This is a genomic window from Kitasatospora sp. NPDC085464 (assembly GCF_044541955.1).
Lineage (GTDB): Bacteria > Actinomycetota > Actinomycetes > Streptomycetales > Streptomycetaceae > Kitasatospora.
The window spans coordinates 1-26789 of record NZ_JBITTM010000017.1; the positions used below are offsets into that span (position 1 = coordinate 1).

The 26789-nt window shown below is 75.2% G+C and carries 23 protein-coding genes; 16 read left to right on the forward strand and 7 right to left on the reverse strand.

The features are described from left to right. Positions 1-248: 248 nt before the first annotated feature. On the forward strand, positions 249-929 hold the full coding sequence (locus ACIGG8_RS16805; protein WP_350521961.1) for a response regulator transcription factor: 681 nt from the start codon (positions 249-251) through the stop codon (positions 927-929). Positions 930-1048: 119 nt separating this feature from the next. Here the strand turns inward: ACIGG8_RS16805 and ACIGG8_RS16810 are convergent, their stop codons facing one another. Next, positions 1049-2722, reverse strand: coding sequence for a class I adenylate-forming enzyme family protein (locus ACIGG8_RS16810; protein WP_396548721.1), 1674 nt, complete (start codon positions 2720-2722; stop codon positions 1049-1051). Positions 2723-2901: 179 nt separating this feature from the next. On the opposite strand from ACIGG8_RS16810, the gene ACIGG8_RS16815 reads away from it, so the two are divergent. Further along, on the forward strand, positions 2902-4113 hold the full coding sequence (locus tag ACIGG8_RS16815) for a nucleotide disphospho-sugar-binding domain-containing protein (RefSeq protein WP_396548723.1): 1212 nt from the start codon (positions 2902-2904) through the stop codon (positions 4111-4113). A gap of 142 nt (positions 4114-4255) precedes the next feature. Here the strand turns inward: ACIGG8_RS16815 and ACIGG8_RS16820 are convergent, their stop codons facing one another. Beyond that, positions 4256-5416 carry an acyltransferase domain-containing protein gene (locus ACIGG8_RS16820; RefSeq protein ID WP_396548725.1) on the reverse strand — a complete coding sequence of 387 codons (1161 nt, stop codon included), beginning with the start codon at positions 5414-5416 and terminating at the stop codon, positions 4256-4258. Between the two features lie 389 nt (positions 5417-5805). Between ACIGG8_RS16820 and ACIGG8_RS16825 the strand changes: the two genes are divergently transcribed. Beyond that, complete coding sequence (locus ACIGG8_RS16825) at positions 5806-6837, forward strand: ketoacyl-ACP synthase III family protein (RefSeq protein WP_350521965.1); 1032 nt, start codon at positions 5806-5808, stop codon at positions 6835-6837. 73 nt (positions 6838-6910) lie between these two features. On the opposite strand, the gene ACIGG8_RS16830 is transcribed toward ACIGG8_RS16825, so the two are convergent. Next, positions 6911-8536 carry an FAD-dependent monooxygenase gene (locus tag ACIGG8_RS16830; RefSeq protein WP_396548727.1) on the reverse strand — a complete coding sequence of 542 codons (1626 nt, stop codon included), beginning with the start codon at positions 8534-8536 and terminating at the stop codon, positions 6911-6913. Between the two features lie 314 nt (positions 8537-8850). On the opposite strand from ACIGG8_RS16830, the gene ACIGG8_RS16835 reads away from it, so the two are divergent. Beyond that, entirely contained in the window at positions 8851-9585 is a 735-nt protein-coding gene (locus ACIGG8_RS16835) for an SDR family oxidoreductase (RefSeq protein ID WP_350521968.1), read from the forward strand. Between the two features lie 91 nt (positions 9586-9676). Here ACIGG8_RS16835 and ACIGG8_RS16840 read toward each other — a convergent pair whose 3' ends face one another. After that, entirely contained in the window at positions 9677-10441 is a 765-nt protein-coding gene (locus tag ACIGG8_RS16840; RefSeq protein WP_396548730.1) for an SDR family NAD(P)-dependent oxidoreductase, read from the reverse strand. 257 nt (positions 10442-10698) lie between these two features. Between ACIGG8_RS16840 and ACIGG8_RS16845 the strand changes: the two genes are divergently transcribed. The 5 genes from ACIGG8_RS16845 to ACIGG8_RS16865 all read left to right on the forward strand — a co-directional run bounded on the left by ACIGG8_RS16845 (position 10699) and on the right by ACIGG8_RS16865 (position 16025). Beyond that, on the forward strand, positions 10699-11301 hold the full coding sequence (locus tag ACIGG8_RS16845; protein ID WP_396548732.1) for a flavin reductase family protein: 603 nt from the start codon (positions 10699-10701) through the stop codon (positions 11299-11301). Positions 11302-11414: 113 nt separating this feature from the next. After that, complete coding sequence (locus ACIGG8_RS16850) at positions 11415-12008, forward strand: TetR/AcrR family transcriptional regulator (RefSeq protein WP_396548734.1); 594 nt, start codon at positions 11415-11417, stop codon at positions 12006-12008. Between the two features lie 193 nt (positions 12009-12201). Further along, positions 12202-13884 (forward strand): MDR family MFS transporter, encoded by a 1683-nt coding sequence (locus ACIGG8_RS16855; RefSeq protein WP_396548736.1) that lies wholly within the window; start codon positions 12202-12204, stop codon positions 13882-13884. 274 nt (positions 13885-14158) lie between these two features. Continuing rightward, positions 14159-14959, forward strand: coding sequence for a BTAD domain-containing putative transcriptional regulator (locus ACIGG8_RS16860; protein ID WP_396548738.1), 801 nt, complete (start codon positions 14159-14161; stop codon positions 14957-14959). A gap of 1 nt (position 14960) precedes the next feature. Continuing rightward, on the forward strand, positions 14961-16025 hold the full coding sequence (locus ACIGG8_RS16865; RefSeq protein WP_396548740.1) for an SDR family NAD(P)-dependent oxidoreductase: 1065 nt from the start codon (positions 14961-14963) through the stop codon (positions 16023-16025). Here ACIGG8_RS16865 and ACIGG8_RS16870 read toward each other — a convergent pair. Next, complete coding sequence (locus ACIGG8_RS16870; protein ID WP_396548742.1) at positions 15970-16257, reverse strand: DUF6059 family protein; 288 nt, start codon at positions 16255-16257, stop codon at positions 15970-15972. The two genes, ACIGG8_RS16865 and ACIGG8_RS16870, sit on opposite strands and share 56 nt — an antisense overlap. Before the next feature lie 204 nt (positions 16258-16461). Here ACIGG8_RS16870 and ACIGG8_RS16875 point away from each other — a divergent pair, with 204 nt between their 5' ends. The 4 genes from ACIGG8_RS16875 (at position 16462) to ACIGG8_RS16890 (ending at position 19938) form a co-directional block, all read left to right on the forward strand. Next, complete coding sequence (locus ACIGG8_RS16875) at positions 16462-16869, forward strand: DUF302 domain-containing protein (RefSeq protein ID WP_396548744.1); 408 nt, start codon at positions 16462-16464, stop codon at positions 16867-16869. After that, positions 16866-17708, forward strand: a complete 843-nt coding sequence (locus ACIGG8_RS16880) for a universal stress protein (RefSeq protein WP_396548746.1) — start codon at positions 16866-16868, stop codon at positions 17706-17708. The genes ACIGG8_RS16875 and ACIGG8_RS16880 overlap by 4 nt, the downstream gene beginning before the upstream one ends. 153 nt (positions 17709-17861) lie before the next feature. After that, positions 17862-19367 (forward strand): diacylglycerol/lipid kinase family protein, encoded by a 1506-nt coding sequence (locus tag ACIGG8_RS16885; RefSeq protein ID WP_396548748.1) that lies wholly within the window; start codon positions 17862-17864, stop codon positions 19365-19367. After that, on the forward strand, positions 19360-19938 hold the full coding sequence (locus tag ACIGG8_RS16890; protein ID WP_396548750.1) for a phosphatase PAP2 family protein: 579 nt from the start codon (positions 19360-19362) through the stop codon (positions 19936-19938). The genes ACIGG8_RS16885 and ACIGG8_RS16890 overlap by 8 nt, the downstream gene beginning before the upstream one ends. A gap of 93 nt (positions 19939-20031) precedes the next feature. On the opposite strand, the gene ACIGG8_RS16895 is transcribed toward ACIGG8_RS16890, so the two are convergent. Beyond that, a complete protein-coding gene (locus ACIGG8_RS16895) occupies positions 20032-22200 on the reverse strand; it encodes a HelD family protein (protein WP_396548752.1) in 2169 nt (722 codons plus the stop codon). Between the two features lie 167 nt (positions 22201-22367). Then, positions 22368-23987 carry an ADP-ribosyltransferase domain-containing protein gene (locus tag ACIGG8_RS16900; RefSeq protein ID WP_396548754.1) on the reverse strand — a complete coding sequence of 540 codons (1620 nt, stop codon included), beginning with the start codon at positions 23985-23987 and terminating at the stop codon, positions 22368-22370. 312 nt (positions 23988-24299) lie between these two features. Here ACIGG8_RS16900 and ACIGG8_RS16905 point away from each other — a divergent pair, with 312 nt between their 5' ends. The 3 genes from ACIGG8_RS16905 to ACIGG8_RS16915 all read left to right on the forward strand — a co-directional run bounded on the left by ACIGG8_RS16905 (position 24300) and on the right by ACIGG8_RS16915 (position 26770). After that, complete coding sequence (locus ACIGG8_RS16905; RefSeq protein WP_396548756.1) at positions 24300-24986, forward strand: macro domain-containing protein; 687 nt, start codon at positions 24300-24302, stop codon at positions 24984-24986. 274 nt (positions 24987-25260) lie between these two features. Next, positions 25261-25857, forward strand: coding sequence for a DUF1349 domain-containing protein (locus tag ACIGG8_RS16910; RefSeq protein ID WP_396548758.1), 597 nt, complete (start codon positions 25261-25263; stop codon positions 25855-25857). Between the two features lie 43 nt (positions 25858-25900). Beyond that, the gene (locus ACIGG8_RS16915) at positions 25901-26770 is read left to right on the forward strand and encodes an N-acetylglucosamine kinase (RefSeq protein WP_396548760.1); all 870 of its coding nucleotides are present in this window, start codon (positions 25901-25903) and stop codon (positions 26768-26770) included. Positions 26771-26789 lie beyond the last annotated feature (19 nt).

Genomic DNA, 26789 nt, shown 5'->3' on the forward strand with positions numbered 1-26789 from the left:
AGTCTTCGTATTGTCAGGTAATACTCCTCCGTGGCAGGGTCAAGCAACAAGATCCACGCACGATCGACCTATCGACCCAGAGCCCCAGAACGGGGGAGAAGAACCGTCATGTCGACCACAGAATGCGCGGAGGCTTCTCTTCACCAACGAAGCGGATCACTACCCGCCGGTATTCGAAGCGCTCCCGGCCGACCTGCTGGAAAGATCGTCAGTAACCCGGTCCGTCCCAACGGCAGAACGGTGTCGAAATGAAACCGGTTGAGCCCGCCCGGGTACTGCTCATCGACGACCACACCCTGCTGCGGCAGTCGCTGCGGCAGGTCCTCTCCGCCGAACCCGACCTCGCGGTGGTCGGCGACACCGGCGACATCGACGAAGCCGTCACCCTCGTCGCCGCCACCGCGCCCGACGTCGTCCTGCTGGGCGGCGAACTGCTCGACTCGGAGGTCGCCGAGGCGGTCCGGCGGATCGCCACGGTCTCCCCCGACGCCCGGGTCATCGTCCTGAGCATGAGCGACCGGCCCGCCGACGTCCGCGACCTGCTGGACCTCGGCGTGCGCGGCTTCATGCTCAAGAGCGTGAGCCGGTACGAACTGCTCGCGGCCATCCGCGGGGTCTACAGCCGCGACCAGTCGACCCTCGCCGTCTCCCAGCACAGCCTCGCCCAGCTCAGCCGACAGGCCGCGGTCACGCTGTCGGACCGCGAGCTCGAAGTCCTCGTGCTCGCCGCCCAGGCGCTGACGAACTTCCAGATCGGCTCCCGGCTCGGCATCGCCGAGGGCACCGTAAAGCGTCATCTGCGCAACGTCTTCGGCAAGTTGGGCGCGGTGTCCCGGATCGACGCGGTGAACAAGGCCGTCGCCGCGTCGCTGATCCCGGTCCCCACCCGCACCCGGGGAACCCCGCTGACGGCCGGCCGACAACCCTGACCGCTCCCGGCACCGACGACGGCCGACGCGCTGCCGGGGCAGCCGGTTGCGAACGGCCGGGGGGCGCGGGACCGGCCCGGCGACCAACGGTGGTCGCCGGGCCGGTCCCGTGTCCGCGCTCACCCCCGGCCGGCGGCCCGGGTCACCTCCAGCGGCCCCTCCGCGGAGGGCTCCGGCAGGTCGCGGCCGTGGACCGCGTCCCGGATCTCCCGCCGCTGGACCTTGCCGTTCTGCGAGCGCGGGATGACCTCCACCACCTCCACGTACCGCAGGTGCTGGTAGTACGGCATCCGCGCGTTCGCGCCCCGCACGGCCGCCAGCGCCGCCCCCGCCTCGTCCGCGTACGGCTTCGCGAGCACCACCAGCGCGTACGCCACCGAGCCGCTGAAGCGGTCCGGGCGGTCGACCACCACGCTGTCCGCGACCTCGGGCCGCTGCCGGAGCACCCCCTCGACCTCGGTCGGCGACACCAGCCAGTTGTCGCACTTGAAGACGTCCTTGATCCGGTCGACGACGAACAGGCAGCCGTCCTCGTCCGTGTAGCCGATGTCACCGGTCGAGAACCACCCCCCGGCGTCGAGGTGCGCGCCGGGCTCGGCGCCCAGGTACCCCTTCATCAGCTGCGGCCCTCGGACCTGGATCTCGCCCCGCTCCCCCACCGGCAGCTCCGCCCGGGTGTCGACGTGGACGATCCGCGACTCGGTGCCGACCGACGGCGGACCGCAGGAGCCGGCGCGCGGGTCGTCCAGCCGGTCGAAGTGCGTCTGCGGGGACGCCTCGGCCAGCCCGTAGCCCTGCACCACCGGCACCGCGAAGCGGGCGGTCAGGCCGCGGGTCGCCTCCGGCGGCAGGGCCGAGCCGCCGGAGAGGATCGCCCGCAGCGTCGGGACCGCCCCGTCCGCCGCGGGATCGGCCGCGGGATCGGCCGCGAGGCGGGACAGCCGCATCGGCAGGCTGTAGTAGTGCGTGACGGCGCCCTCCCGGGCGGCGGCGAGCGAACCCGGCACGTCCGGGTCGGTCCACAGCAGCTGGGTGGCGCCGGCCTGCACCGCGGCGTTGAGGTGCATCAGGTGGTAGGTCGGCAGGTAGTTGAAGACCACCGACGCGGCGTCCAGGCCGTGCGCGTGGGCCGTCTGCGCCGCGTTGACGGTCAGGTTGAGGTGGGTCAGCTCGACCGCCTTGGGCGCGCCGGTGGTGCCGCTGGTGAACAGCAGGTTGGCCACCGCCCCGGGATCCGCCGCGGCCTCCGGGAGCGGGCGCCCGGCCGCGGCGGCCAGCACCTCGGCCAGGGCGGGCACGCCCTCGTCCTCCGCCGCGCCGGAGGTCAGCAGCACCGTCTCCAGCCGCGGCAGGCGGTCGCGGACGGTACGCACCCGCCGGTACACCTCGGGCGTCAGCACGGCCGTGCGCGCACCCGAGGTGGCCAGCACGTGCACCAGGGCGTCCTCCCGCAGCAGCGGGTTGACGAGCGCGGCGACCCGGCCGGCCCGCGCGGTCCCGTAGTACGCGACGGGGAACGCCGGGGACAGCTCGGCCGCCACCGCCACCACCGCCTCCGGACCGGGCGTCAGGGCGTGCAGGGCGGCCGCGAAGGCGTCGACCTGCCCGTCGAGCCGACCGAAGGTCAGCACCGACCCGTCGGGGGTGCGCAGCGCGGCGCGGTCCGGGGCCAGGGCCGCCGCGCGGCTCAGCAGGTGGTCCACCCGGGGGCCGCCGAGCCGGTCCGCGATCGCCGCCAGCGGAGCGCCGGCCGTGGCGCTGCCACGACGGGCAGGTGGGCTGGACGTGGTCACAGGTCTTCTCCTCCGTCCGGTGGGTGCGACCCGCACCCGGGTACCGGGACGGTGGCAGGCCTCCTTGGGGCACGGATTGAGACCCGTTCGAGGGGACGCGCCCCTCGAACGGACCGCGAGCGGACCGGTCCAGGCTGACCGGCGCACGTCCGAGCAGAACCGACCGATGGGAGTAGCGGATGCGCGTGTTGTTCGTGGCCACCGCAGGGGCGCACCTGCCGTGGATCACCCCGCTCAGCTGGGCCTGCCAAGTCGCCGGCCACGAGGTGCTGGTGGCCTCCCGTCCGGCCGCGACCGGGTTCCTCACCGCGGCCGGGCTCACCGTCGCCCCGGTCGGCGACGAGGACGCCATCCGTACGGCGCAGTCCGCCCACCGGGGCCTCGCCTCCACGGGCGGCCCCCGCCACCTGGCCTCCGGCTGGGTCAGCAACCCCGAACGGCTCGACCGGGAGGCCCGGCGGCTGCTCGGCACCCGGCAGATCACCTCCGCCGACGCGATGACCGACGACATGGTCGCCCTCGCCCGCGCCTGGCGGCCCGACGTGGTCGTGTACGACACCGTCGCGCTGGCCGGACTGGTCACCGCGGCGGCGGTGAAGGTCCCGGCCTTCGGCCACACCTGGGGGTTCTCCTTCGGCTTCGACTTCGAACGGGACGAGGACCTCCGGGCGCCCTTCGCCCGGCTCTTCGAACGCTTCGGCGTCGAGCCCCGGTTCGCGCCGGAGGCCTGGATCGACCCCTGCCCGCAGACCCTGCGCTCACCGCACCCGGTGCCGTGGGCGCCGATGCGGCTGGTGCCGTACAACGGGCCGCTGGTGCTGCCCGAGTGGCTGCTGGACCGGCCGGAGCGGCCGCGGGTCTGCGTCACCGGCGGGGTGACCACCACCGCCCTGACCGGCCTGGTGGGGCGGCTGGCCGAGGGCGTGCGGCGGGCCGGGGCCGAGGCGGTCGTCACGGTCGCCGGCCACCACGACGTCTCCGCGGCCGATCTGCCGGACGGCGTCCGGCTGTTGAGCGCCTTCCCGATGAGCACGCTGCTGCCGACCTGTGACGCGGTGGTCCACCACGGTGGGGTCGGTACCGGCATGATCAGCGCGGTCACCGGGCTGCCCCAGCTGGTCGTCCCGCACACCGCGATCCAGGACCACTGGGCGGAGCGGATCACCGAGGTCGGCGCCGGCCTGACCCTGGACGTCCCGGACGGCCCGGACGTCGACGCCGTCGCGGAGGCCGTCACCGCGCTGCTCACCGTGCCCGGCCACCAGGAGAGCGCCGGCCGGCTGCGGGACGAGAACGCGGCCATGCCGGCGCCGGCCCGCCTGGTGGGCCTCCTGGAGCGCGCGGTGGCCGAGGGCGGGGTCGTCGGCAGCGAGTTGGTCGTCCGGCCCTGACCCGGGCGCCACCGCGCCGGGCCCGGTCCGCGAGCCGCGGGCCGGGCCCGGCGCGTTCCGGGCCGCGCGTCGGCGTCGTCCTCCGCCGGCCGTCGCCATCCGCTGACGGTCACCGCGCGTCGGCCGTCACCGCGCGCCGGCGTCAGGTCAGGGCGGGCTCGGCGGGTACCGACCCGTGCCCCTCCGCCCGCAGGAACGCGGCCGCCGCCAGCACCGTCCGCCGGTCGTCGGCGGGCGCGCCGCGCCGGGCCGGCAGGGTGGGGACCGCCGCGCTGCGCCCGGAGGAGACGGCCGGCCGACGCCGTGCCAGCGCCGTGAGGCCCTGCCCCGGGCCGGCCTCGACGAGCACGTACCGGCCGGTGTCCAGCAGGCGGCCGAGGGCCGGTCCGAACAGCACCGGTGCGGCCGGCTGCCCGGCCCAGAACGCCGGGTCGGTGGCCTGTTCGGGCGAGAGCGGCCCGGCCGTGTAGCCGGAGAACAGGGTCGGGCTCGGCGGCGACAGCCGCAGGTCGGCCACCGTCGGCAGCGACTGCGCGGCGGCGGCCGCGAGGCTGGGGCTGTGGAAACCCTGGACCGCCCGGGTGCGCCGGCAGAGGAACCCGTCCGCCCGCAACCCTGCCTCCACCGGGGCGAGTTCGGCCTCCGGTCCGGCCAGCACGCACTGCCTGGCACCGTTGACCACGCCCACCACCACCTGCTCGCTCAGGTACGGCGCCAGCTCCTCGCGCCGGGCGGCCACCGCGAGCATCCCGCCGGGCGGGGCGGCGCTGATCCGGGAGATCCGGTCCATCTGCAGGCGGACCGCGTCCGGGAGGTCCAGCACCCCGGTCAGGACCGCGCCGACCACCTCGCCGACGCTGTGCCCGAGCACCGCCGCGGGCCGGACCCCCCAGGACAGCACGAGCCGCGCCAGCGCGTGGTCCACGGCGAACAGCAGGGCCTGGGCGCGGGTCACGTCGTCCAGCGGCACCGCCGGACGGTCGCTCAGCCAGTCCGCGCGCACCCGGCGGCCCTCGGCGCCCATCAGCTCGAAGACCTCGTCCATCGCGGCGGTGAACACCGGCTCGGCGTCGTACAGGCCCACCGCCATCCCCTCGTACTGCGCGCCCTGGCCGGGCAGCAGCAGCACCACCGGACGCGGTCCGGTGCCGGGGCCGTCGTCACCGCCGGCGGTCGCCGGGGTCGCGGTGGTCGCTGCGGTGGCGGCGGCGGTGGTCGCTGCGGTGGTGGCGGCGGCGGTGGCGGCGGCGGTGGCGGCGGCGGTCGCTGCGGCGGCGGTGGTCCGGCCGGGGAGTGTCGTCATCACGGTCCGTCCTTCCAGGGGCGGGTCAGTGGCGCCGATGCTCCCCGCCCCGGGTCGAGACCGTCTCGACCGGCGTTCGACCGGCGGACGACGGCCGTCCGACCGGCCCGGCCCGGCCTCGAACGACGCTCCACGCGAGGTCGAAGCCCCCGGCCCAGGATGGGTCCCGACCGACCCACGCGGAACCCGCGGGACGGTCGACGGAGGACGACCCCCGGGCGTGCGCCACAAGCCGCCGGCCGGCGTCGTCCTGGCCGACCACCACGGCACGGTGCCGGACCGGCGGGGCCGACAGCGCCCACCCCCGGTCCGGCACCCCGCCGCGACGAAGCGAAGCGAAGCGAAGCGGCGACCCGCAGACACGTCAACCCGTCGACATCGGAGTGAGGATGAGGTTCGAGGGCCTGTTCATCGCCGGCGCCGCCCTCCATCTGCCGCCGCCCGTGGCCGTGCGCGACGCCGTCCGCGCGGGCTGGTGCGAGCCGGAGCTGGAGTCGTCCACCCGGATGGTGTCGGTGCGGGTCTCCGACACCCTCTCGGCGCCCGAGATGACCGTACGGGCGGCGCGCGCCGCGCTGCGGTCGGCCGGGCGCGATCCCGCCGACCTCGCGCTGCTGCTGCACGCCACCGCGTACTACCAGGGGCTGGACGAGTGGCCGGCCCCCTCCTTCGTCCAGCGGGAGGTCGCCGGGTCGAGCCACTGCCCGGCGATGGAGGTGCGGCAGATGTCCAACGGCGGCATGGCCGCGCTGGACCTCGCCTGCCACTACCTGGACGGCGCCCCCGAGGACCGGGCCGCGCTGCTGACCGCCGGGGACCGCTTCAGCCCGCCCGGCTTCGACCGCTGGCGCACCGATCCGGGGACGTTCTACGCGGACGGCGCGGCCGCCGTGGTGGTCACCCGCAGGCCCGGCTTCGCCCGGATCGTCGCGCTGGTGTCGCACTCCGAGCCCGGGCTGGAGGGCATGCACCGGGGTGACGACCTGTTCGCGGACGCCCCGTTCACCCACCGCCGGCCGATCGACATGGGCGTCTGGCAGAAGGCCTTCATCGCCCGGCACGGCATGCCGTACACGGCCGCACGGGTCTCCCGCGGCGGACGGACCTCCCTGGAGACGGTGCTCGCCGAGGCCGGGACGGACCTCGCCGACATCGACCACTTCGTGCTCCCCAACCTGGGCCTGCACCGCCTGGACTCCGGCTACTTCCGCCGCTACGGGATCCCCGTGGAGCGCTCCACCTGGGAGTGGGGCCGGACGGTCGGGCACCTGGGGCCCGCCGACCAGTTCGCCGGGTTGGCTCGGCTGTGGCAGGACGGCCGGCTCGCGCCGGGGCAGCGGGTGCTGCTGCTGGGCGTGGGCGCCGGCTTCACCTGGTCCGGCGCCGTCCTGGAGGTCCTGGCGCCCGCCGCCGACCGCTGACCACCGCAACCGCCGAACGCACCGCAGCGGCCGGCCCGGTCCCCCGGGTCGGCCGCTGCGGTGCGCAGCCCCGTCAGGGCCCGGTACGGGCCAGCAACCGGCCCAGTACATGGGCCAGTTCGCCCTCCAGCGCGGCGCCGCCCCGACCGCCGTGGTCGACCGAGCGCCAGGCGACGAAGCCGTCCGGCCGGACGAGGGCGGCCCCCGTGTGGCCCAGGTGGTAGCGGGCGCCCCAGTCGCCGTCCGGGTCCGCGAGGTCGGTGCCGATCCGGTGGGCGGCGAACGGCGCCCCCAGCCGGTCGGCCGCGCGGGTGCCGGCCTCGGCCCAGGGGGTGCCGTCGCGGCCGGTGAGCAGCACGAAGCGCTCGCCGAAGAGGTCCAGCGCGGAGAGGGTCGCGCCCTCGCGCTCCAGCCGTACGTGCGGGGCGCGGGTGCCGGCGAGCCCGGCCAGGTCCGCGGGCTCGCACGGGTCGGTGCCCGCCGGCGGACCGCCGATCACCGCCGTCGAGCGGTAGTGGTAGCCGAAGGTCAGGGCGAGCGGCGAGAAGCCGCCTCCGGCGCCGTCGGCCCGGCTGCGCTCGTGCTGCTTGGCGGCGGAGAAGGCGCAGGTGGTCTCGGCGACCGGCTGCCGTTCCGGCTCGTAGGAGTCCAGCAGGCCGGGCCCGGCCCAGCCGTTCAGTACGGCGGCGAGCTTCCAGGCCAGGTTGTGCGCGTCCTGGACGCCGGTGTTGGCGCCGAAGCCGCCGGCGGGCGAGACCACGTGGGCGGCGTCCCCGGCCAGGAAGACCCGCCCGTCCCGGAACCGGTCGGCCACCCGGGCGGCCAGTTCCCAGCCCTGGACCGGCCGGTCGGCGCCCTCCAGGGTGGGGACGATCCGCGCGTCGAGCGTCGGGTCGCCGGTGGCCGTGCGGACCAGTTCCAGGCACCGCTCGGGGGTGAAGTCGTCCAGGTGCTCGCCGTGTTCGGGGTGGTAGGGCACCATCAGCAGCCAGCGGTCCTGGCGTTCGAACATGGCCAGCAGGGTGCCGGCCTCGGGCCGGTCGATGTAGCAGACCGAGATCAGCCGGCCGCGCAGCAGGGCGGTGAGGTCGGCCTCGAAGACGATGTTGGCGACGTGGTGGAGCACGCCGGGCCCGTGGGTCGCGATGCCGAGCGCCCGGCGGACCGGCGAGCGGTGTCCGTCGGCGCCTATCAGGTAGCGGGCGCGGATCCGGTGGCGGCGGCCGGTGGCGGTGGACTCGACCAGCGCGGTGACGCCGTCCGGGTCCTGCTCGAACTCCAGCATCCGGGTGGAGAAGCGGATGTCGGCGCCGAGTTTGCGGCCATGCTCCAGGACGAGAGGCTCCAGCACCTGCTGGTCCACGAAGGCGGGTTCGCACGGGCTGAGGTGCGCCACCGATCCGGGCTCCTCGCGCCGGACCCGGTAGACCTCCGGACCGGCCAGCGTCTCGACCCGGGCCAGTTCCGGGTAGCGCTCGAACACCGACGGCGGCGCCGCCCGGATCACCGGTTCCAGTCCGCAGGCGCGGTAGAGCTCCATGGAGCGGGAGTTCATCACCCGGCCGCGGGGCAGCACCGAGGTGCCCGGGTGCCGCTCGACCACCGTCGTGGTGACGCCGTGGCCGCGCAGGAAGGCGGCCGCCGACAGCCCGACGAGGCCACCGCCGACCACGAGCACCGAAACTTCTTCGTCGTCCATGACTCTCCCTCGTCCGACCGTGTCCATGGCTGGGCGCGGACGTCGGTGCCGCTCGCGCGCCCGCGCCCCCTCACCCTGGCCGGTCCGCCTCGAACGGTGCTGGAGAACGGCTGCGCGCCCCGGCTCCCGCCCGCCCGGCCGCCCGACCCCACCGGTTGGTTCCGGCCGCCGACAGCCCTGCGGCCAGGGCGGGTTCGCAGGCTCCGGCGGGCGCCTCCTTCCAGCCGTTCTCCAACCGCGCCCGCTACTGCTGAGCGGTCGGGGAACGGGGAAGGACCCCGGGGAAGCCGGGGACATCGGGAAGGGAACCGAGGATGACGCGATCGAACGGGCGACGGGTGCTGGTGACGGGAGCTTCACGCGGGATCGGGGCGGCGATCGCCCGGGCGGTGGCCGCCGACGGCGGTCGGCTCGCCCTGCTGGCCCGCCCCTCGGCGGAGTTGGACGGCCTGGCGGCCGAACTCGGCGCGGTGGCGGTGGGCGTGGACCTGGCCGACCCGGACGCGGCCGGGGCCGCGGTGGGAACGGCCTGCGCGGAGCTCGGCGGGCTGGACGTCCTGGTCAACAACGCGGGGGTGTTCCCGCTGGGCCTCGTCCGGGACGGCGATCCGGCGGACTGGCGGGCGATGGTCGACCTGAACGTCCTCGGGCTGCTGGCGGTCACCCGGGCCGCGATCCCGGCCCTGCTCTCCGGCGATCACCCGCAGATCGTCAACATCGGTTCCACGGCCGGGCGTTCGGTGGCGCACGCGATCCAGGGCGTGTACGCGGCGACCAAGCACGCGCTGGTGGCGATCAGCGACGGGCTGCGGATCGAGCTCGCCGGGGACGGCGTCCGGGTCACCCTGGTGTCGCCCGGCGCCGTACGCACCGGGGGCAGCGAGCGGATCCGGGACGAGGCGCTGCGCGGGGTGCTGGCCAAGGTGCAGGAGGCGGTCGGGCTGGATCCGGCGGAGGTGGCGGAGCAGGTGCTGCACGTGCTGCACGCCCCGGCGGGGGTGCACCTGACCGAGCTGACGGTGCTCTCCACGCGGGAGCAACTGGGCTGAGGCAGCGGCGACGTGCGGGGCGGCCGGGTCGAACCGGCCGCCCCGTCCGCACGCCCGGGGACCCCCGGGCGCCGGGCGGCCGCCGGGGCGCTCAGCGGCCGCCCGCGACGGTCAGCACCTCTCCGGTGATGTTGCCGTTGGCGCCGGAGCAGACGAACAGCACGGCGTTGGCGACATCGGCGGGCGCGCTCAGCCGGCCGCTCGCGGTCCGCGCGGTCTCCTGCTCGCGCACCGTGGCGGGCAGGCCGGTCAGGGCCCGCTCGGTCAGGGTGAGCCCGGGGCAGACCACGTTGACCAGGATGCCGTCCGCCCCGGTGTCCCAGGCCAGGCTGCGGGCGAAGCCGTGCAGTCCGGACTTGGCCGCGCCGTAGAACTCCTGGCCCCGGTGGCCGTCGACCGCCACGTGCGAGGAGAGCAGGGCGATCCGGCCCCAGCCGCGGCGCCGCATGCCGGGCACGACCAGCTGGGCGAGCCGCAGCGTCGGCGCGAGGTTCTGCTGCACCACCGGTTCCCAGTCCTCGACGGCGACGTCCTCGAAGTGCACGCCGGGGCCCCGGCGGCTGCCCATCATCCGGACGGCACTGGCGACCAGGACGTCGACGTCCGCCCAGCCGTCGCCGGCGGCGGCGAGCTCGGCGAGCGTGCGCTCGGGCTCGGTGAGCGCGTAGCGCACGGCCCGCGCCCGGCCCTTGGCGGCGCCCAGTTCGTCGGCGAGTTCGGCCGCCTCGCGTTCCTTGCTGTGGTAGCCGATCAGGACCCTGGCGTCCTCGGCGGCGAAGGCCCGCGCGATCTCCCGCCCGATCCCTCCGGTCGCACCGGTCACCAGGACCACCCGGTCCGCGACTGCGAGTTCCACGCTGCCTCCTTGCGGCCCGGTGTCGGGCGGGCCGGCTCCCGGGGGATCGAGCGGATCCCGTCGCGAGCCTGCCCGGCCCGTCTGGAGAGCGGTTCGAGACCTCTCCCCCGTCCGACTCCGGCCCCTACAGGGGCATCGGCCGAGCCGGCGCGTCGGCCGGAGTTCGAACCCGGGTCGAAACGGCTCTGCCAGCCTCGCCGCCATCCGCGCGGCCGCGACTGCCGGTCGCGGGGCTTACCCGAGGACTGGGAGGAAGCATGAGCACCGAGACCGGGAACCGGCACACCGACGGCGGGGTGCTGCGGATCGACTACGACGACAGCGGACCGCACGTGGACGACAGCGTGTTCCGCTCGATCATGGCCACGCTGCCCACCGGGGTCACCGTCATCACCACGCTCGACGAGGAGGACCGCCCCAAGGGCCTGACCTGCAGCGCGGTGTGCAGCGTCTCCGCCCGTCCGCCGCTGCTGCTGGCCTGCCTGGACAACCGCAGCACCGTGCTGACGGCGGTCCTGGCGCGGGGCGCCTTCGTGGTCAACGTGCTGCGCGAGCGCGGCGAGGGGGTCTCCAACCTGTTCGCCTCCCGGACCGGCGACCGCTTCGGCGTGACGCCGTGGCGGGCGAACCCGGTGACCGGCCTGCCGTGGATCGAGCGGCACGCGATCGCGCACGCGGAGTGCCGGCTGGCGGGCGCCGTCCGGGCCGGCGACCACACGGTGCTGGTGGGCGCGGTCGTGGACGGCACCGCGCACCAGGGGCTGTCCACCCCGCTCATGTACTGGCGCAGCCAGTACGGGACGTGGCCCGCCCAGCCGGACGAGGCGTCCGCCGCGATCACCCTGGCCGCGGAGGGCTGAGCCGGCACGGACCACGCCACGTTGCACTCAGTGCAAAATTTGCATAATCCGATGGAAGTGCAAGCTCTGCACTTCTTGCAGGCCGCGCCAAGATTGCATAGAGTGCAGTGGTGATGAGTGCATCCGATCAACGCAGAGAACGCCAGAAGGCGGCCAAGAGACATGCGATCACGCTCACGGCCGTCCGACTGGTCCTCGACAAGGGCCTCGACGCGATGACCGTCGAGGCCATCAGCGAGGCCGCCGACATCAGCCCCCGAACGTTCTTCAACTACTTCTCCAGCAAGGACGAGGCGCTCCAGATGCGGCCGTCCTGGTCGGCCGTGTCGCTGACGGCGCTCTTCCAGGACCGCCCCACCGACGAGCCGGTGTTCCGCTCGATGCGCGTGGTGGCCCAGGAGATCGCCGACTCGTTCGTCCCGGCGCGCGAGGAGTCCGAGCTCTGGCGCGAACTGTGGCGCCGACACCCCGAACTCCTGGCCAAGCGCAGCTCGGAGGGCGAGGAGGAGATCTTCCGGAGCCTCATCCTGGCGGTCGCCGAGCGGACGGGCACCGACCCGATGAAGGACAGCTACCCGAGCGTCGTGGTCACCTCGGCGTTCTCGGTGATCCAGTGGGCGGTCCGCTTCTCCTGGATCAACGAGGACGACCGGACATCCGCCAACCTCATCGACGAGGCCTTCGACCTGCTCGAACGCGGCCTCTGAGTCCGCCGGATCCACCGGCCCCGCACGGCCGGTCGGACCCGCCGGAACAGCACGACCCGCACGACCCGCGCCCCCTGCACGACCCGCACACCCCGCACGACCCGCGCCCCACCGCAGCTGCACCGCTCCCCACTGCTTGTCGGCACCACCCCAGACCACCGTCCTCGTGACCAGCCGCACCAAGGAGCCACCCGTGCCACCAACAGCTGGCGACGCCGCCCGGAGCGCCCTGAGCCGCCGCCAACTGGCCGTCGTCATGTCGGCCCTGCTACTGTCCATGTCCCTCGGCGCGCTGGACCAGACCGTGGTCGCCACCGCGCTGCCCGCGATCGTCGGGGATCTGCACGGCCTCAAGTACACCTCGTGGCTGTTCACCGCCTACATCCTCGCCTCGGGCATCTCGACCCCCATGTACGGGAAGCTGGCCGACCTCTACGGGCGGCGCAAGCTCTACCTGTTCGCCCTGGTCGCGTTCCTCACCGGCTCGGCCCTCGCGGGCGCCGCCCAGTCGATCTTCCAGCTCATCGCCTTCCGGGCGATCCAGGGCGTGGGCGCCGGCGGCCTCATGGTGCTGACCCTGACGATCATCGCCGACATCGTGCCCACCCGTGAACGCGGCAAGTACATGGGCCTGTACGGCGCCGTCCTCGGCCTGTCCTCGGTGGCCGGCCCGCTGATCGGCGGCTACTTCGTCGACCACACCACGTGGCGCTGGGTCTTCTACATCAACCTGCCGCTCGGCCTGGTCGCACTCGCCGTGGCCGGCACCGCGCTCAAGCTGCCGGCGCGCACCCGCGGCGGGAAGATCGACTACGCCGGGTTCCTGATGCTGGCCGGCGCGCTCACCTGCCTGGTGCTGGCCACCTCGTGGGGCGGCACCAAGTACGCCTGGTCCTCCACCACCATCCTCGGACTCTTCGCGGGCATGGCGGTCTTCATCGCCGCCTTCGTCGTGGCCGAGCGCTACGCCCCCGATCCGCTGATCCCGCTGCGGCTGTTCACCGTCCGCACGGTGGTGCTCGCCTGCCTGGCCAGCATGCTCGTCTTCACCTGCGTCAACGGCCTGGCCACCTTCATCCCGATGTTCCTGCAGCTGGTCACGGGCATCACCGCCACCAACACCGGGCTGCTCACCCTGCCGCTGATGGTCGGCCTGATGTTCTCCTCCGTCGTCGGCGGCAACCTGATCACCAAGACCGAGCGCTACAAGTGGTCGCCCATGGTGGGTGCGGTGATCGGCGCGCTCACCATGTTCCTGCTCTCCACGATGAACGAGCACACCGGCTGGTGGCTGCTCGCCGTCTACGTCACCATCCTCGGCGCGGGCCTCGGCCTGATGATGCAGCCCCTGGTGATCGCCGTGCAGGTCACCGTCGAGCGCCGCGACCTCGGCGTCGGCACCGCGACGGCGGCGTTCTCCCAGCGCATCGGCGGTTCGATCGGCCTCGCCGCACTCGGTGCGCTCTTCGCCCACCAGTACGAACACGGCCTCGCCAAGCACCTGACGGCCGCGCAGGTCGCGGCCGTGCCGTCCGACGGCTCGGTGTCGCCGACCGTGGTCGAAGCCCTGCCGCCGGCAATCCGGGACGGCCTGCGACTGGCCTTCAGCGACGCCCTGACCGACGTCTTCTTCTGGCTCACCCCGGTGATGGTGGGGGTGCTGGTCATCTCCGCCTTCCTCAAGAACGTGCACCTCGACCAGAGCGTCCCGCTGGGCGAGTTCGCCCACCTGGACCTCGACGAGGACGACGAGGGCGACGACTCCGCCGCCTCCCCCGACGGCGCCTCGCCCGACGCCGACCGCCCGGCCGACGCCTTCGAAGTCCCCGCCCAACCAGGCGGATACGAAGGAGGCTTGACGCAGCGTCAGAGCTGATGGAACGTCAATCCCGAGAAGCCGGCCGCGGCGCGGCCGCCCAGCGCCCACCCGTCACCCCCGTACGGGTGATCGCACAGCGACCGCGCCGCGCGCCATCTCTCTTCAGTGACATCGCCGGATACCCCGAAGGTGGGTGTCCGGCGCCCCATTGGAAGCATTCGCCTTGAGCGTTCCCCGACAACGCTCCTAGGGTCCTGATCGCAGGCCGGCCACCAAAACGGGCCGGCCACCCGCGTTCATGAGGATTCAGCCGACCGGCGAGGAGCTTCCCATGGATTTCAAGGTATTGGGACCACTGGAGGTAAGCCACCTGGGTTGCCCGCGGACGCCCAGCCCCCCGAAGACCCGTCAGCTGCTGGCCCTGCTGCTCCTGCGGGTCAACCAGGTGGTGAGCCTGGACTCGATCATCACCGAGCTGTGGGACGACCGCCCGCCGCGGAGCGCGGTCACCACCGCCCAGACCTACATCTACCAGCTCCGAAAAGCCTTCGCCGCCGAGGTCGGCGAGGAGGCGGCCGGGCACATGATCTCCACCGTCCTCCCCGGCTACGTCCTGCGGATCGACGAACGGCAGCTCGACGCACCCCGGTTCGACCGGCTCGTCGAGGACGCCCGGCTGCTGAACGAGGACGGCGAACCGCTCCGGGCCGCCGGACTCCTGGCGGACGCCCTGGCGATGTGGCGCGGGCCGGCCCTGTCCAACGTCAGCTGCGGCCCGGTGCTGGCGAGTTACGCCACCCACCTGGAGGAGCGGCGGATCAGCGCCCTGGAGGCCCGGGTCCGCACCGACATGGAACTCGGGCGCCACCGCCGACTCGTGGCCGAGCTGCAGACCCTGGTGAACACCTATCCCTTCAACGAGTGGTTCCACACCCAGCTGATCCTGGCGCTGAACCGCTCCGGCCGGCGCGGCGACGCCCTCAACGCCTACCAGCGGGTGCGCCGGCTGCTCGGCGAGGAGCTGGGGCTCGACCCGTCGGCGGAGCTCCAACGCGTCCACCAGCAAGTGCTGCGGGTGGACGGCCCCGCCGTCCAGCGGATGCCGGTCGGCTCCGGGGCGAGGAGGGGCTGACATGCGGCCCGTCAGCCCGTCCGCCGTCCCGCCGAGTACGTCGACCGGGCCGGCGGCGCCCGCCCCCACGGCCCTGGACGTGGTCGCCGGCCACGACCTGACCGGCCGCACCGCGGTGGTCACCGGCGGAGCCTCGGGCATCGGCCTGGAGACCGCCCGCGCCCTCGCCCTGGCCGGCGCCCGGGTGGTCATCGGCGCCCGCGACCCGCGGACCGCCGGGGCCGTCGCGGCCGGACTGCGGAAGGGCACCGGGAACCCGGCCGTCACCGTCGCGGCGCTGGACCTCGGCTCCCTGCACTCGGTCCGGGAGTTCGCCGACGGACTGCTGCGCCGGCGCGACCCCGTCCACCTGCTGATCGCCAACGCGGGCGTCATGGGCGTGCCCCCCGGCCGCACCGTCGACGGCTTCGAGACCCACCTCGGCGTCAACCACCTCGGCCACTTCGCGCTGGCCGTCCGGCTGCTGCCCGCGCTGCGCTCGGCCGGGCACGCCCGGGTGGTCGTGGTGGGCTCCAGCGCGCACCACCTCGGCGGACTGGACCTCGACGACCCGCACTTCGCGCACCGCCCGTACGACCCGTACCTCGCCTACGCCCAGTCCAAGACCGCCAACGCCCTGTTCGCCGTCGCCCTCACCGGCCGGCACCGGGAGCACGGCGTGCTCGCCAACACCGTCAGCCCCGGCGCCACCCTCACCGGCCTCCAGCGCCACCTCAGCACCGAGACCAAGCGCGCGGTGGGCCTGATCGGCCCGGACGGCACGCCCGACCCGCGCCTGCGCACGGCGGCCCAGGGCGCGGCCACCTCGGTGTGGGCGGCGGTCGCCCCGGAGCTCGCGGAGACCGGCGGGGCCTACCTGGAGGACTGCGCCGTCGCCGGCCCGTGGCAGGGGACGGCGCCGGCCCGGGGCTACCTCCCCGCGGCCCTCGACCCGGAGCGCGCCGACCGGCTCTGGGAGCTCTCCGCCGCGCTGGTGGGCGCGGACCGACCACGCCCCACCCGCACCCCGCTCAACCAGCCGACCGCCGGCCCTCACCCCGACCGGGCGGCTCCGGGAGTGCGCTGAGCTCCCTGAACAACCGCAACTCCACCTCGCTCAGGGGCAGTTCCGGGCACAGTCGCTCGGGGTGCCCCGGGGCGGGACCGCGCAGCCGCCGCGGCTCCGGCACCTCCGCCGGAGCCGCGGCGGCGCGTGCGGCGGCCTCGTACATGTCCGCCCCGCCGAGCACCTTCAATCCCGACCACAACCACCCCACCAGTGCGGCCAGGGCCCGCAGCACCCACCACAGAGCGATCACGTCCGCCTCCTGTCGGCGTCCCGTCCAGCGCGGGCAGCCAGCGTGCCCGCCCCGCCTCAAGCCCGCCTGGAGGCACCGGCGCCTTCCGGGCGGGCCGCCGTCGGGCGCCGGGCCCGGAAGGCGCCGGGCCCGGAAGGCGCCGGGCCCGGAAGGCGCCGGGCCCGGCCGCCGCCGATACTGGGGCCGCGACCCCCGGGAGGAACCATGGACTACGGGACCGGCGTACGGCTCGACCGGCCGTTCGCGCAGACGGTGGAGGCGGTCACCGCCGCCCTCAAGGAGCAGGGCTTCGGCATCCTGACCACGATCGACGTCCGGGCGACCCTGCGCGAGAAGATCGACGCCGAGATCGAGGACTACCTGATCCTCGGCGCCTGCAACCCCGCCCTCGCCCACCGCGCGCTCGGGGCCGACCGCCGCATCGGGCTGCTGCTGCCCTGCAACGTCGTCGTCCGCGCCGACGGCGGCGCCACCGTGGTGGAGGCCGTCGACCCGCAGACGCTGGTCGCGCTGGCCGGCCCCGACGGCGGGCTCGGCGAGGTCGCGGACGAGGCGGCCCGGCGGCTGGGCGCAGCACTCGACACCCTGCGCGGCTCCCGGAGCGGGCCGTGACCGGGCCCGTCGTCGCCGGCTTCGACGGCTCACCCGAGAGCGTCGCCGCCACCGCCTGGGCCGCCCGCGAGGCGCAGCGCCGGGACTGCCCACTGCGGCTCCTCCAGGCCCGGCCCCGACCGAAGCGGAACGCGGCCGACGACGAGCGGGAGCGCGGGCACGCCGTGGAGCGGCTCGGCTCCCGCGAGACCGACTTGCGCGCCCTCGTCGAGGTCCCGGTCAGCTCCGCACTCGTCCCCGACGCCCCGGCCGCGGCGCTGGAGGACGCCTCCCGCGACGCCGCCCTGCTCGTGCTGGGCTCCCGCGGCCTGGGCGCCGTACGCGGCTTCCTGGTCGGCTCGGTGAGCCACGAGGTCCTGCGCCGGGCCGGCTGCCCGGTGGTCCTGGTGCGCCCCGGCGAGGACGAGCCGGAGGGCCCGGTCCTGGTCGGCCTCGACCTCGTCCACCCGATGGAGGAGGTGCTCGCCTTCGCCTTCGACGCGGCCGTCCGGTACTCGGCCCCGCTGCGCGTGGTGCACGTCTGGTCCCCGCCGGTCGGCAGCGAGTACATGGCCTTCGAGGCGATCGGCGGCCTGGAGACCGAGCTCTCCTCCGTCGAGCGGACCCGCTTCACCGAGCTGCTGGAGCCCTGGCGGGCGCGCTACCCCGAGCTGGACGTGACGACCGACCTGATCCGCGGCAGTGCCGCCGTCGCCCTCGTGGACGCCGCCGGAGCCGCCCGGCTGCTCGTCGTCGGACGGCGCGTCCGGCGCACCCTGCTCGGCGCCCACCTCGGCCCGGTCGCCCACGCGGCGATCCACCACGCCCGCTGCCCGGTCGCCCTCGTCCGGCACGCCTGACCGCGCCCTGACCACGGTCGGGGCACGGAGGACGGGGCCGGGAGGCCGGGGCTCGGAGGGTGAGGGCACGGAGGTCGGGGCTCACCCGGACAGCCTGGCCGGGATGCCCACCGGGGTGGGAGTGCGCAGGCTGCTGGCACGGACCGGGCTCGCGTGGGCACACCCGGGGCACGGCTCAGGGAGGACGACATCGACGGGACACGACAGGTGGGCCCCGACGGGGACGTGACCGCACGGGTGCTCGCGCGGTGCGCGCTGCTGGCCGCGGTCGGTGCCGTGGTCGTGCTGCTGATCGCACTGGGCGAGGGCAGTCTGGCCGTGGTGGCGATCGGCTTCCTGGTGCTGGTCGTCTGGGCGGCCGGGGCCTGGTGGTTCGTCGCGCACCGCGGCGCCCTGCGGCTGGTCGGGGGGCTGCTCACCGTCGCCGCGCCGGTCGGCCTCGTGGTGCTGTTCGCCTACCACGACCTGTGGCCGACGGCGCTGGTGCTGTTCCTCTGCTGGGGCGCGGCGCTGGCCCTCGCCCGGGCGGCGCTGCGCCGCGTGCGCCCGAGCGGGGCGAACCCGGCGGTCCCCGCCACCCGGCCGGTGCACCCGGTACTGATCATGAACCCGAAGTCCGGGGGCGGGAAGGTCGGCCGCTTCGGCCTGGTCGAGCGGGCCGAAGAGCTCGGCGCCCGGGTGGTCCTGCTCGACCCCGCCGTGCACGCCGACGTCGCCGCACTCGCCCGCGAGGCGGTGGCCGGCGGCGCCGACCTGCTCGGCGTCGCGGGCGGCGACGGCACCCAGGCCCTGGTCGCGGCCGTCGCCGCCGACCACGGGCTGCCGTTCCTGGTGATCTCCGCCGGCACCCGCAACCACTTCGCGATGGACCTCGGCCTCGACCGCGCCGATCCGTCCCGCTGCCTCGACGCGCTGACCGCCGGCGAGGAACTGCGGATCGACCTCGGCGAGGTCGCGGGCCGGCCCTTCGTCAACACGGTCTCCTTCGGGGTGTACGCGGACGTCGTGCAGCGCCCCGAGTACCGCGACGCCAAGGCCGGCACCGCCCTGAACCTGCTGCCGGACCTCCTGGTCGGCGAGGGGGTGCGGCGCGTCGACGCCCGGATCGAGGGCGGCAGCGTCGCAGCCCTCTCCGCCCAGCAGGCGCTGCTGATCAGCAACAACCCGTACGGCTCCCCCGACGACCTCGAAAGCGGCGGCCGTCGCGCCCGGCTGGACAGCGGCCTGCTCGGCGTCACGGGCATCAGGGTCGAGGGCGCGGCACAGGCCGCGGAACTGGCCGTCCGGGGCGCGCAGGCGACCGGACTGACGGTGCTGACCGCGCGCCGGGTCGAGGTGACGTCCGAGGAGGCCGAGATCCCGGTGGCCGTCGACGGCGAGGCGCTGCGGCTGCCCACGCCGGTGGTGTGCACGCTGCGCCCGGGCGCGCTGCGGGTTCTGGTGCCGCGTGACCGCCCCGGCGTCGCGCCCACCCGGCAGCGGGTGGACTGGCGGCAGCTGGCCACGCTCGCGTTCGGCCGCGGCACGCCGGACGCCGGTCGGGGCCGGGGCGGGCGGGATGCGCAGGACCGGAACGGGCAGGACCGGGACGGGCAGGGCCAGGACGGGCAGGACCGGGACGGCGACGGACGAAACGGCGGGGGGCGGTCCCGTGCCTGACCGGAACGTCTCCGCGGCGGCCGTCCTCGCCGACCTGCGCGCGATCGACGGCGCCCTGTACGCGGCCGTGGCCGCCACCCCCACGCCGGCCCTGGACTCCGCGCTGCGGCGACTGTCCCGGACGGCCGACCACTCGAAGATCTCACTGACCGTCGCCGCCGGCCTCGCCCTCCTGCCCGGCCGTCCCCGGCAGGCGGCCGCGGTCGGGGTCGGCGCCGTCGCCCTGGCCTCGGCGGCGTCGAACCTGCTCGGCAAGCGGCTGGTCCGCCGCCGACGGCCCGACCGGGAGGAGGCCCGGGTGGACGTGGCCCGGCACGTGCCGATGCCGAAGTCGGCCTCCTTCCCGTCCGGCCACACGGCGTCGGCGACGGCCTTCGCCACCGCCGTCGGGGTGGTGCTGCCCCCGGCGGCGGTGCCGCTCGGGGCGCTGGCGGTCGCCGTCGGCTACTCCCGCGTCCACACCGGCGTGCACTACCCGGGCGATGTCGCGGCCGGCGCCGTCCTCGGCTTCGCGGCCGCGGCGGCGGCCCTGGCCGTCGGGCACGTGCCGCTGCGACTCGCCGGGGACTGAGCGGCCCGCCCGGGCTCCGGCCGCGAACGGGCGCGCGGCCCGCCCGCTCCCACCCCGACCGCCGTCCCGGCCGGTCCGGGGCGGCGCTCCCGGTCACCCGGCCAGCGGTTCGGGCAGCGGCCGGGAGTGCAGGATGTCCAGCCGGGAGACCGCCCTGGTCACCACGACGTACAGCCGGTGCAGGCCGCGTGGTTCGGCCTCGACGATCGCGGCCGGTTCCAGGACCACCACGTGGTCGTACTCCAGTCCCTTGACCAGCGAGGCGGGCAGCACCGTCACCCGGGCCGTGGTGCCGACCTGCTCGGCCGAGGCCGTCGGGATCCCGGCCGCCCGGAGCGCCGTGCCGGCCTCCGCCACCGCGCCGTCCGCCGCGATCACCGCGATCGAACCCTCCCGCTCCAGCGCGGCCCGTACGGCGGCGACCGTCGCACCGCCCAGCCCGGCCGGACCGCCCGCACTGCCCGTTCCGCCTCTCCCGCATGTCCCGCCTGTTCCCGCTTCACCCCCGCCGCCCGACCCGTCGACCCGGCGCACTGTCAGCTCGCCGTCCCGCCGCAGCGACACCGCCTGCGGCACGTCCACGTCCAGCGCACCGAGCACCCGGTTGGCCAGCGCCATCACGTCGGCCGGGACGCGGAAGCCGGTGGTCAGCGGCACCACCGCGGCCTCCGGCTTGCCGAGGTGGGCGAGCTGCTCGGGCCAGCTGCGGGCGGCCCACGGGGCGGTCGCCTGGGCGAGGTCGCCGAGGACGGTGAGGGAGCCGAAGGCGCTGCGGCGGGCGATCGCCCGGCACTGCATCGGGGAGAGGTCCTGGGCCTCGTCCACCACGACGTGACCGAAGCCGGCCGGGCGCTCGATCAGGCCCGCCACCTCGTCCAGGAGCATCAGGTCGTGCTCGGACCACTTCGCGCTCTTCGCCGAGCGGGGCGGCCTGCGCCACAGGACCGCCGCCTGCTCCCCGGCGTCGAGCACCCCGTCGGCGGCCTCGGCCAGCACGGCGGGGTCGCTCAGCAGCGCGGCGACCACGGCCTCCGGCCGCAGGGCGGGCCAGGCCGCCTCCAGGAACGCCGCGACCGGCTTGCAGCGGCCGACCTTCCGCTGCCACCCGCCGGACATCACGCCCGCCCGGCGCTCCGCCTGGTCTTGCAGCACCGCCACCACCCGGGTGCGGACGCTCTCCCGGCCGATCGCGTACGGCGGCTCCTGCGCGCGCAGCTCGGCGACCATCCGGTCCAGCCGCTCCGGCGCCACCCGCCACCGGTACGAGCCGTCCGGGACGACCAGCGGCTCCGCCCCCGACGTGCGGATCCGCGCGTACAGCGCCCGGCGCAGCACCGTCGCCATCCGGGCGTCCTGCTTGACGGCGGCGGCCCGCTCGTCGTCCACGGCCGCGACCGGCCGGTCGGCGACCAGGTCCTCGACGGTGCACTGGCCGACGTCGATCTCGCCGAGTGCGGGCAGCACCTCGGCGATGTAGCGCAGGAAGGTGCGGTTGGGGCCGATCACCAGCAGGCCGCCGCGCCGGATCCGCTGGGGGAAGCTGTAGAGCAGGTACGCGGCGCGGTGCAGGCCGACGGCGGTCTTGCCGCTGCCGGGCGCGCCCTGCACGCAGACGGACTCGCTCAGCCCGCCCCGCACCAGCTCGTCCTGCTCGGGCTGGATGGTGGCGACGATGTCGCGCATCGGGCCGGTGCGGGGCCGCTCGATCTCGGCGGCGAGGATGCCGCCCGGGCCGTTGCCCGCCGCGCTTCGGCCGGCTCCGTCGAGGCGCTCGTCCTCCAGGCCGGTGAGCTCGTCGGGGCGGCCCAGGCTCCACGGCGCCCAGCCGAACCGTCGGCGCTGCGCCAGTCCGAGCGGGGTGTGGGCGCTCGCCTGGTAGAACGCCCGGGAGACCGGGGCCCGCCAGTCGACCACCAGCGGCGGGACGGTCGGGTCCTCGGAGATCCGCCGACGGCCCACGTAGTAGCGCTGGCGCCGGTGGTCCCCCGCCTCCGGGGTGTCGGCGAAGTCGAGGCGGCCGAAGAACGACGGGCTCTCCGCCAGCTCCCCCATCCGCTTGGCGCGCGTCCGCAGGTACCGGCCGAGCGCCTCCGCGCTGGCGCCGTCGCCGGAGACGTCCTCCCCGGCGACGACCAGGTGGCTCGCGTCCTCGACCTGCCGGGCCGTCGCCGCCCGGCAGGCCTCGACGTAGGCCCGTTCCCGCCGCAGCTCGTCGTCGAGGTGCCGGGCTTCCGGCGCCGTCCGCTGGACTTCCGAGGTCATCGTTCCGCGTCCCTTCCCGTCCCGAGCCAACGGGCTCACCGCTCGCTAGGGATCCAGCATAACTGAACTCAGTAAAGTTACTGACTTGGTTACGCAATCTGGGAACGAGGACGGATGCGAGGGCCAGGGCGAAGACGGGGCGGGGCGGGGCGGGGCCCCGGACCGGCTCAGGACACCAGGGGCGCCTCCGCCCGCTCCGTCAGCGTCACGGTGCACAGCCCGCCGCGCTCGGTGCGCACGTCCGTGACCTCCAGCTGCGTGCCCGGCAGCAGGATGAACTCCTCCTCGCCGGTGAAGGCCGAGAAGTCCTGGATGCCCGTGGCCCTGGCCGGACGCACCTCGAAGAGCGTCCGCTTGCCGCGGCTGCCGAGGAAGGCCTGCGCCACGCCGAGCTTGGAGGTGCAGGAGGAGACGCCCCACCACGTCACCGTCTTGCCCAGCGGGTACTGCCGGCGCAGGTCCAGCGAGACCCCGCGCCAGAGCGGCTCGGTGCGGACGGGCAGCCGCGACACCGCCGCGAACAGCAGCCGCAGGTACGGGAGGTAGGGCACCAGCCGGCTGCGGTCGGGCGAGCGCAGGACGGCGTTGATCTCCCGGTAGAACGCGGACTCGCAGGTGTACAGGTACAGCGCGGCGATCTCGTCGGCCGACGGGCCGGTGCCCGCCTCGTCCGCGCGCCGCTTGCCGAACTCGTGCGACAGCTCGACGTGCCGGTCCAGGCCGCGCAGCACCTCGGCGACCGGGGCCGCGGCCTCCCGGAAGCCCATCAGCGGGGTGTCGAACACACCGGTGATGGCGGGCAGGACGAGGCCCTCGTCCTTCACGCTCGCGAGGCGGTCCAGGTAGAGCTGGTGCAGCTCCATCGTGGAGGCGATGAAGGCGCCCATCCGCTCGGCGACCGCGCCGTCCGCCCCGCCGCCGTCGGCCGACTGCGCGTTCCAGCCGGTGCTGGGCAGCCAGTCCACCGGCTCGGCGCCGAGCGCGACGAGGGCGTCGTTCACCGTCGCGAAGTGCTCGCCGTCGCAGAAGATGTCGCCCTGCGCGGCCGGGTTGGCGTGGTCGAGGTGCCGGACCTCGACCTCGGGGTACTTCTTCTGCAGCCGCAGCACGACGTTCTTCAGGTTGCGCGCGTGCGCGCCCCACCACGCGAAGACCACGTAGCGGTCCTCCTCCGGGCCCTGCTGCTTCGCCCGGAGGATCTCCTCGACGATCCGCTCGGCGACCGGACGCCAGAACGCGGTGTGCTGGTCCGGCCCCATCGCGCCGTCGCTGCTGGCGGTCAGCGCCGCGTTCAGCAGCAGCACGCCCTGGGTGAGCATCGCCTGGAACCACTCCGGCGGCTGGACGGTCTCCTGCTCCTTCAGCAGCGCCCGTATGTCGGCGATGGGCGTCTTCTTGGCGATGCCGTACTTCCACATCGCCGCCGCCTTGATGATGCACCGGATGCTCACCACCCGGCCGAACTTGCTGTCCTTCCAGTCGTGGAAGGTGTTGTCGAACATCGCGATGCCGGTGGCGCTCTCCGGCCGCGGGTACGGGTTCTGCCCGAAGACCACGACCTTCCACTTGTGCGGCGCGTGCGGCTTGAGCGCCTGGAAGGTCAGCTCGCGGACGGGCACGACGTCCGGGCCGCGGCCGGGGCCGATGAACGAGGCCGCGCCGGGCTGGGCCTCGATGACCGGCTTCAGCAGCGGGAGCCACGGCTCGCCGCCGCCCGTGAACAGCTCCGCGAGGGCGAGCGGGTCGTTCGGGTCGGGCTGGGTGGCGGGGGTGTCGGCAGCGCTCATGGTGGTGCCCCAAGACTGTGAGGCGGCCCGGACGGTCGGGGCCGCACGAATGGCAGACGAAAGGGATGTGACGGCCAGTCGGTTTCCCTGGCGGACACCACAGTCCTACCAGCGGGCACCGACAGTCCGGGCCGCCGGACGGCGGCGGTCCGGGTCGGCGGCCGCCCGCGGTCCGGGTCGGCGGCCGCCCGCGGTCCGGCCTGCCGGACGCCGGCCCCGGCCGCGGCCGGCGGGCACCGACGGACTGTCAGTGCCGCGGGCTAGCTTCATGGACGTCAGCAGGAACCACCCCCGACCGACAGGAGCCCCAGCATGACCACGGACCGCGCGCAGTCGCCGCTCAAGGTGGTGTTGACCGACCTCAACGCGACGGTGGTCGAGTCGTGGCGGTCGGCCTTCGCCGACACCCCCGGCGTGGAGATCCGCAACGCCTCGATCCTGGCCACCGAGGTCGACGCCTGGGTCAGCCCCACCAACTCCCGCGGCCGGATGGACGGCGGGACGGACGCCGCGATCAAGCGCCACCTGGGCGCCGGCATCCAGCTGCGGGTGCAGCGGGCGATCCGCGCGCTGCACGCCGGCTCGCTCCCGGTCGGCAGCGCGGTGTGCGTGCCGTCCGGGGCCGTCAGCCCGCGCTTCCTGATCTCGGCCCCGACGATGCAGACCTCCTCGCAGAACGTGAGCGAGACGCTGAACGTGGCACTGGCCTGTGCCGCCGCCTTCCAGGCGGTCCACCGGCAGAACCGGCTGGAGCCGGGTTCCATCCGGTCGGTCGCACTGGTCGGCATGGGTGCCCAGACCGGGCGGGTGCCGGCCCGGGTCTGCGCCAACCTGATGTGGACGGGCTACACCCTCTTCAACGACCACCACTTCGAGGACGACGACGGCCTGCGCGCCACCGTCCTCGCCCAGCTGGACGACATCGAGCGGGCACCCGTCACCGAGCGGGTCCGCATCACGCCGCCCGCACGCCGCAGCACCCCGGGGCGCAGGTCCTGAGGAGGCGCTGACGATCCGCCATCCGAGCCGTGCTGACGGTCTGTCAGTTCGCGCCGACCGCCCGGCGCACGGCCCGCTCCGTACCGCCCGCGGCCGCCCGCCCGGCCGGGGTTCCGAAGCGTAAGGAGGACGCCCCGATCCCTCCCGTGTTGTTGCCCTGACAAACCTCCCCAAGTCCACCCGGGCGGGTGTTGAATGGCCCTTTCTGAAAGCCCTTGCAGCCACCTGCAGCCCCCTGCAGCCGTCGGCTGGCAGACCGGAAGGAAGGCCTCCCATGCACCCGCCCCGCGACATCGCCTGGCACGAAGGCAGCTGGCTCAACCAGCCCGAGCGGGCGCGGGCCGACGGCACCGACCTCCTGGTCACCGCCCGCGGCCGCAGCGACTTCTGGCGCACCACCGGCTACGGCTTCGTCCGCGACGACGGGCACGCGCTGCTCACCGGCTTCCCGCCGGGCAGCGCGACCGAGGTCACCTTCGTCGCCGACTTCGGCGCCCTCTACGACCAGGCCGGCCTGCTGGTCCGGGTCGACCCGCAGACCTGGATCAAGGCCGGGGTGGAGATGAGCGACGGCCTCCCGCACCTGGGCGCGGTCGTCACCCGCGGCGTCTCGGACTGGTCGCTCGCCCCCGTGCCCGAGTGGCACGGCAGAGAGGTGACCGTCAGAGCCAGCCGCAGCGGGGACGCCGTGACGGTCCGCGCCCGCTGCGAGGACGGCCCCTGGCGCCTGGTCCGGCTGGCCCCGCTCCCGCCGGCGGCACCTGCGGCGGCCGGGCCGTTCTGCGCCTCACCCGAGCGGGACGGCCTGCAGGTCCGGTTCACCCGCTTCGCCCAGGGCCCGGCCGACGTGACGCTGCACCTGGCAGACTGACGGCTGATCGACCCAGGGCACGCCCACCCACCGGAGCCGCCCCATGACCACCCTCCGCCTCGGTGTCGACGCGGGCGGCAGCCGCACCCGCGCCGTCGTCCTCGACACCTCCGGCACGCCGCTCGGCCGGGGCGAGAGCGGCGGCGCCAACCCCGCCGGGCAGGCCCGGGCCGGCGCCGTCGACCAGCTGGCCGCCGCGGTGTCGGCCGCGCTCGGGCCGCTCGACCCGGCCCGGGTCGCGGCCTGCCTGGTCGGCCTCGCCGGGTACCGGGCGCTGCCCGACCCGGACGGCTTCGCCGGGCTGGTCCGCACCGCGCTCGGCCTCCGCTGCCCGGTCCGGCTCGTCCCGGACACCGTCCCCGCCCTGGCCTGCGGCGGCGTCGCCGACGGCCGGGGCACCGTGCTGATCGCCGGGACGGGCGCGATCTGCGTCCGCCTCGACGGCACCCGCACGCTCGCCCGCAGCGGCGGACTCGGCTGGCTGCTCGGCGACGAGGGCGGCGGGTTCTGGCTCGGCCGGGAGGCGCTCCGGCACGCCCACGCCGACCCGGACGGCCCGCTCGGCACCGCCGTGCGCGCCCACTGCGCCGCCGACTCCCCCGACCGGCTGCTGCGCTGGGCCTACGACGGCCCGCCGCGCCGGCTCGCCGACCTCGCCCCGCTGGTCTCCCGGCTGTCCGATGCCGGCGACGCCGACGCCCTCGCCATCGCCCGCGCCGCGGCCGACCACCTGGCCGCGCTGGTCCGGGCGACCGCCGTGCCCGCCGAACCGCTCGTCCTGACCGGCTCGGTGGCCACCGCACCGGGCCCGATCCGGCAGCACCTGCTCCACGGCCTCGCCGACCTCGCCCCGCTGCTGCCGGCCACCGACGCGGCCACCGCCGCCGCCCTGCTCGCCCGGCCGGCCCCCTGATCAGGCCGCCCGCCGCCCG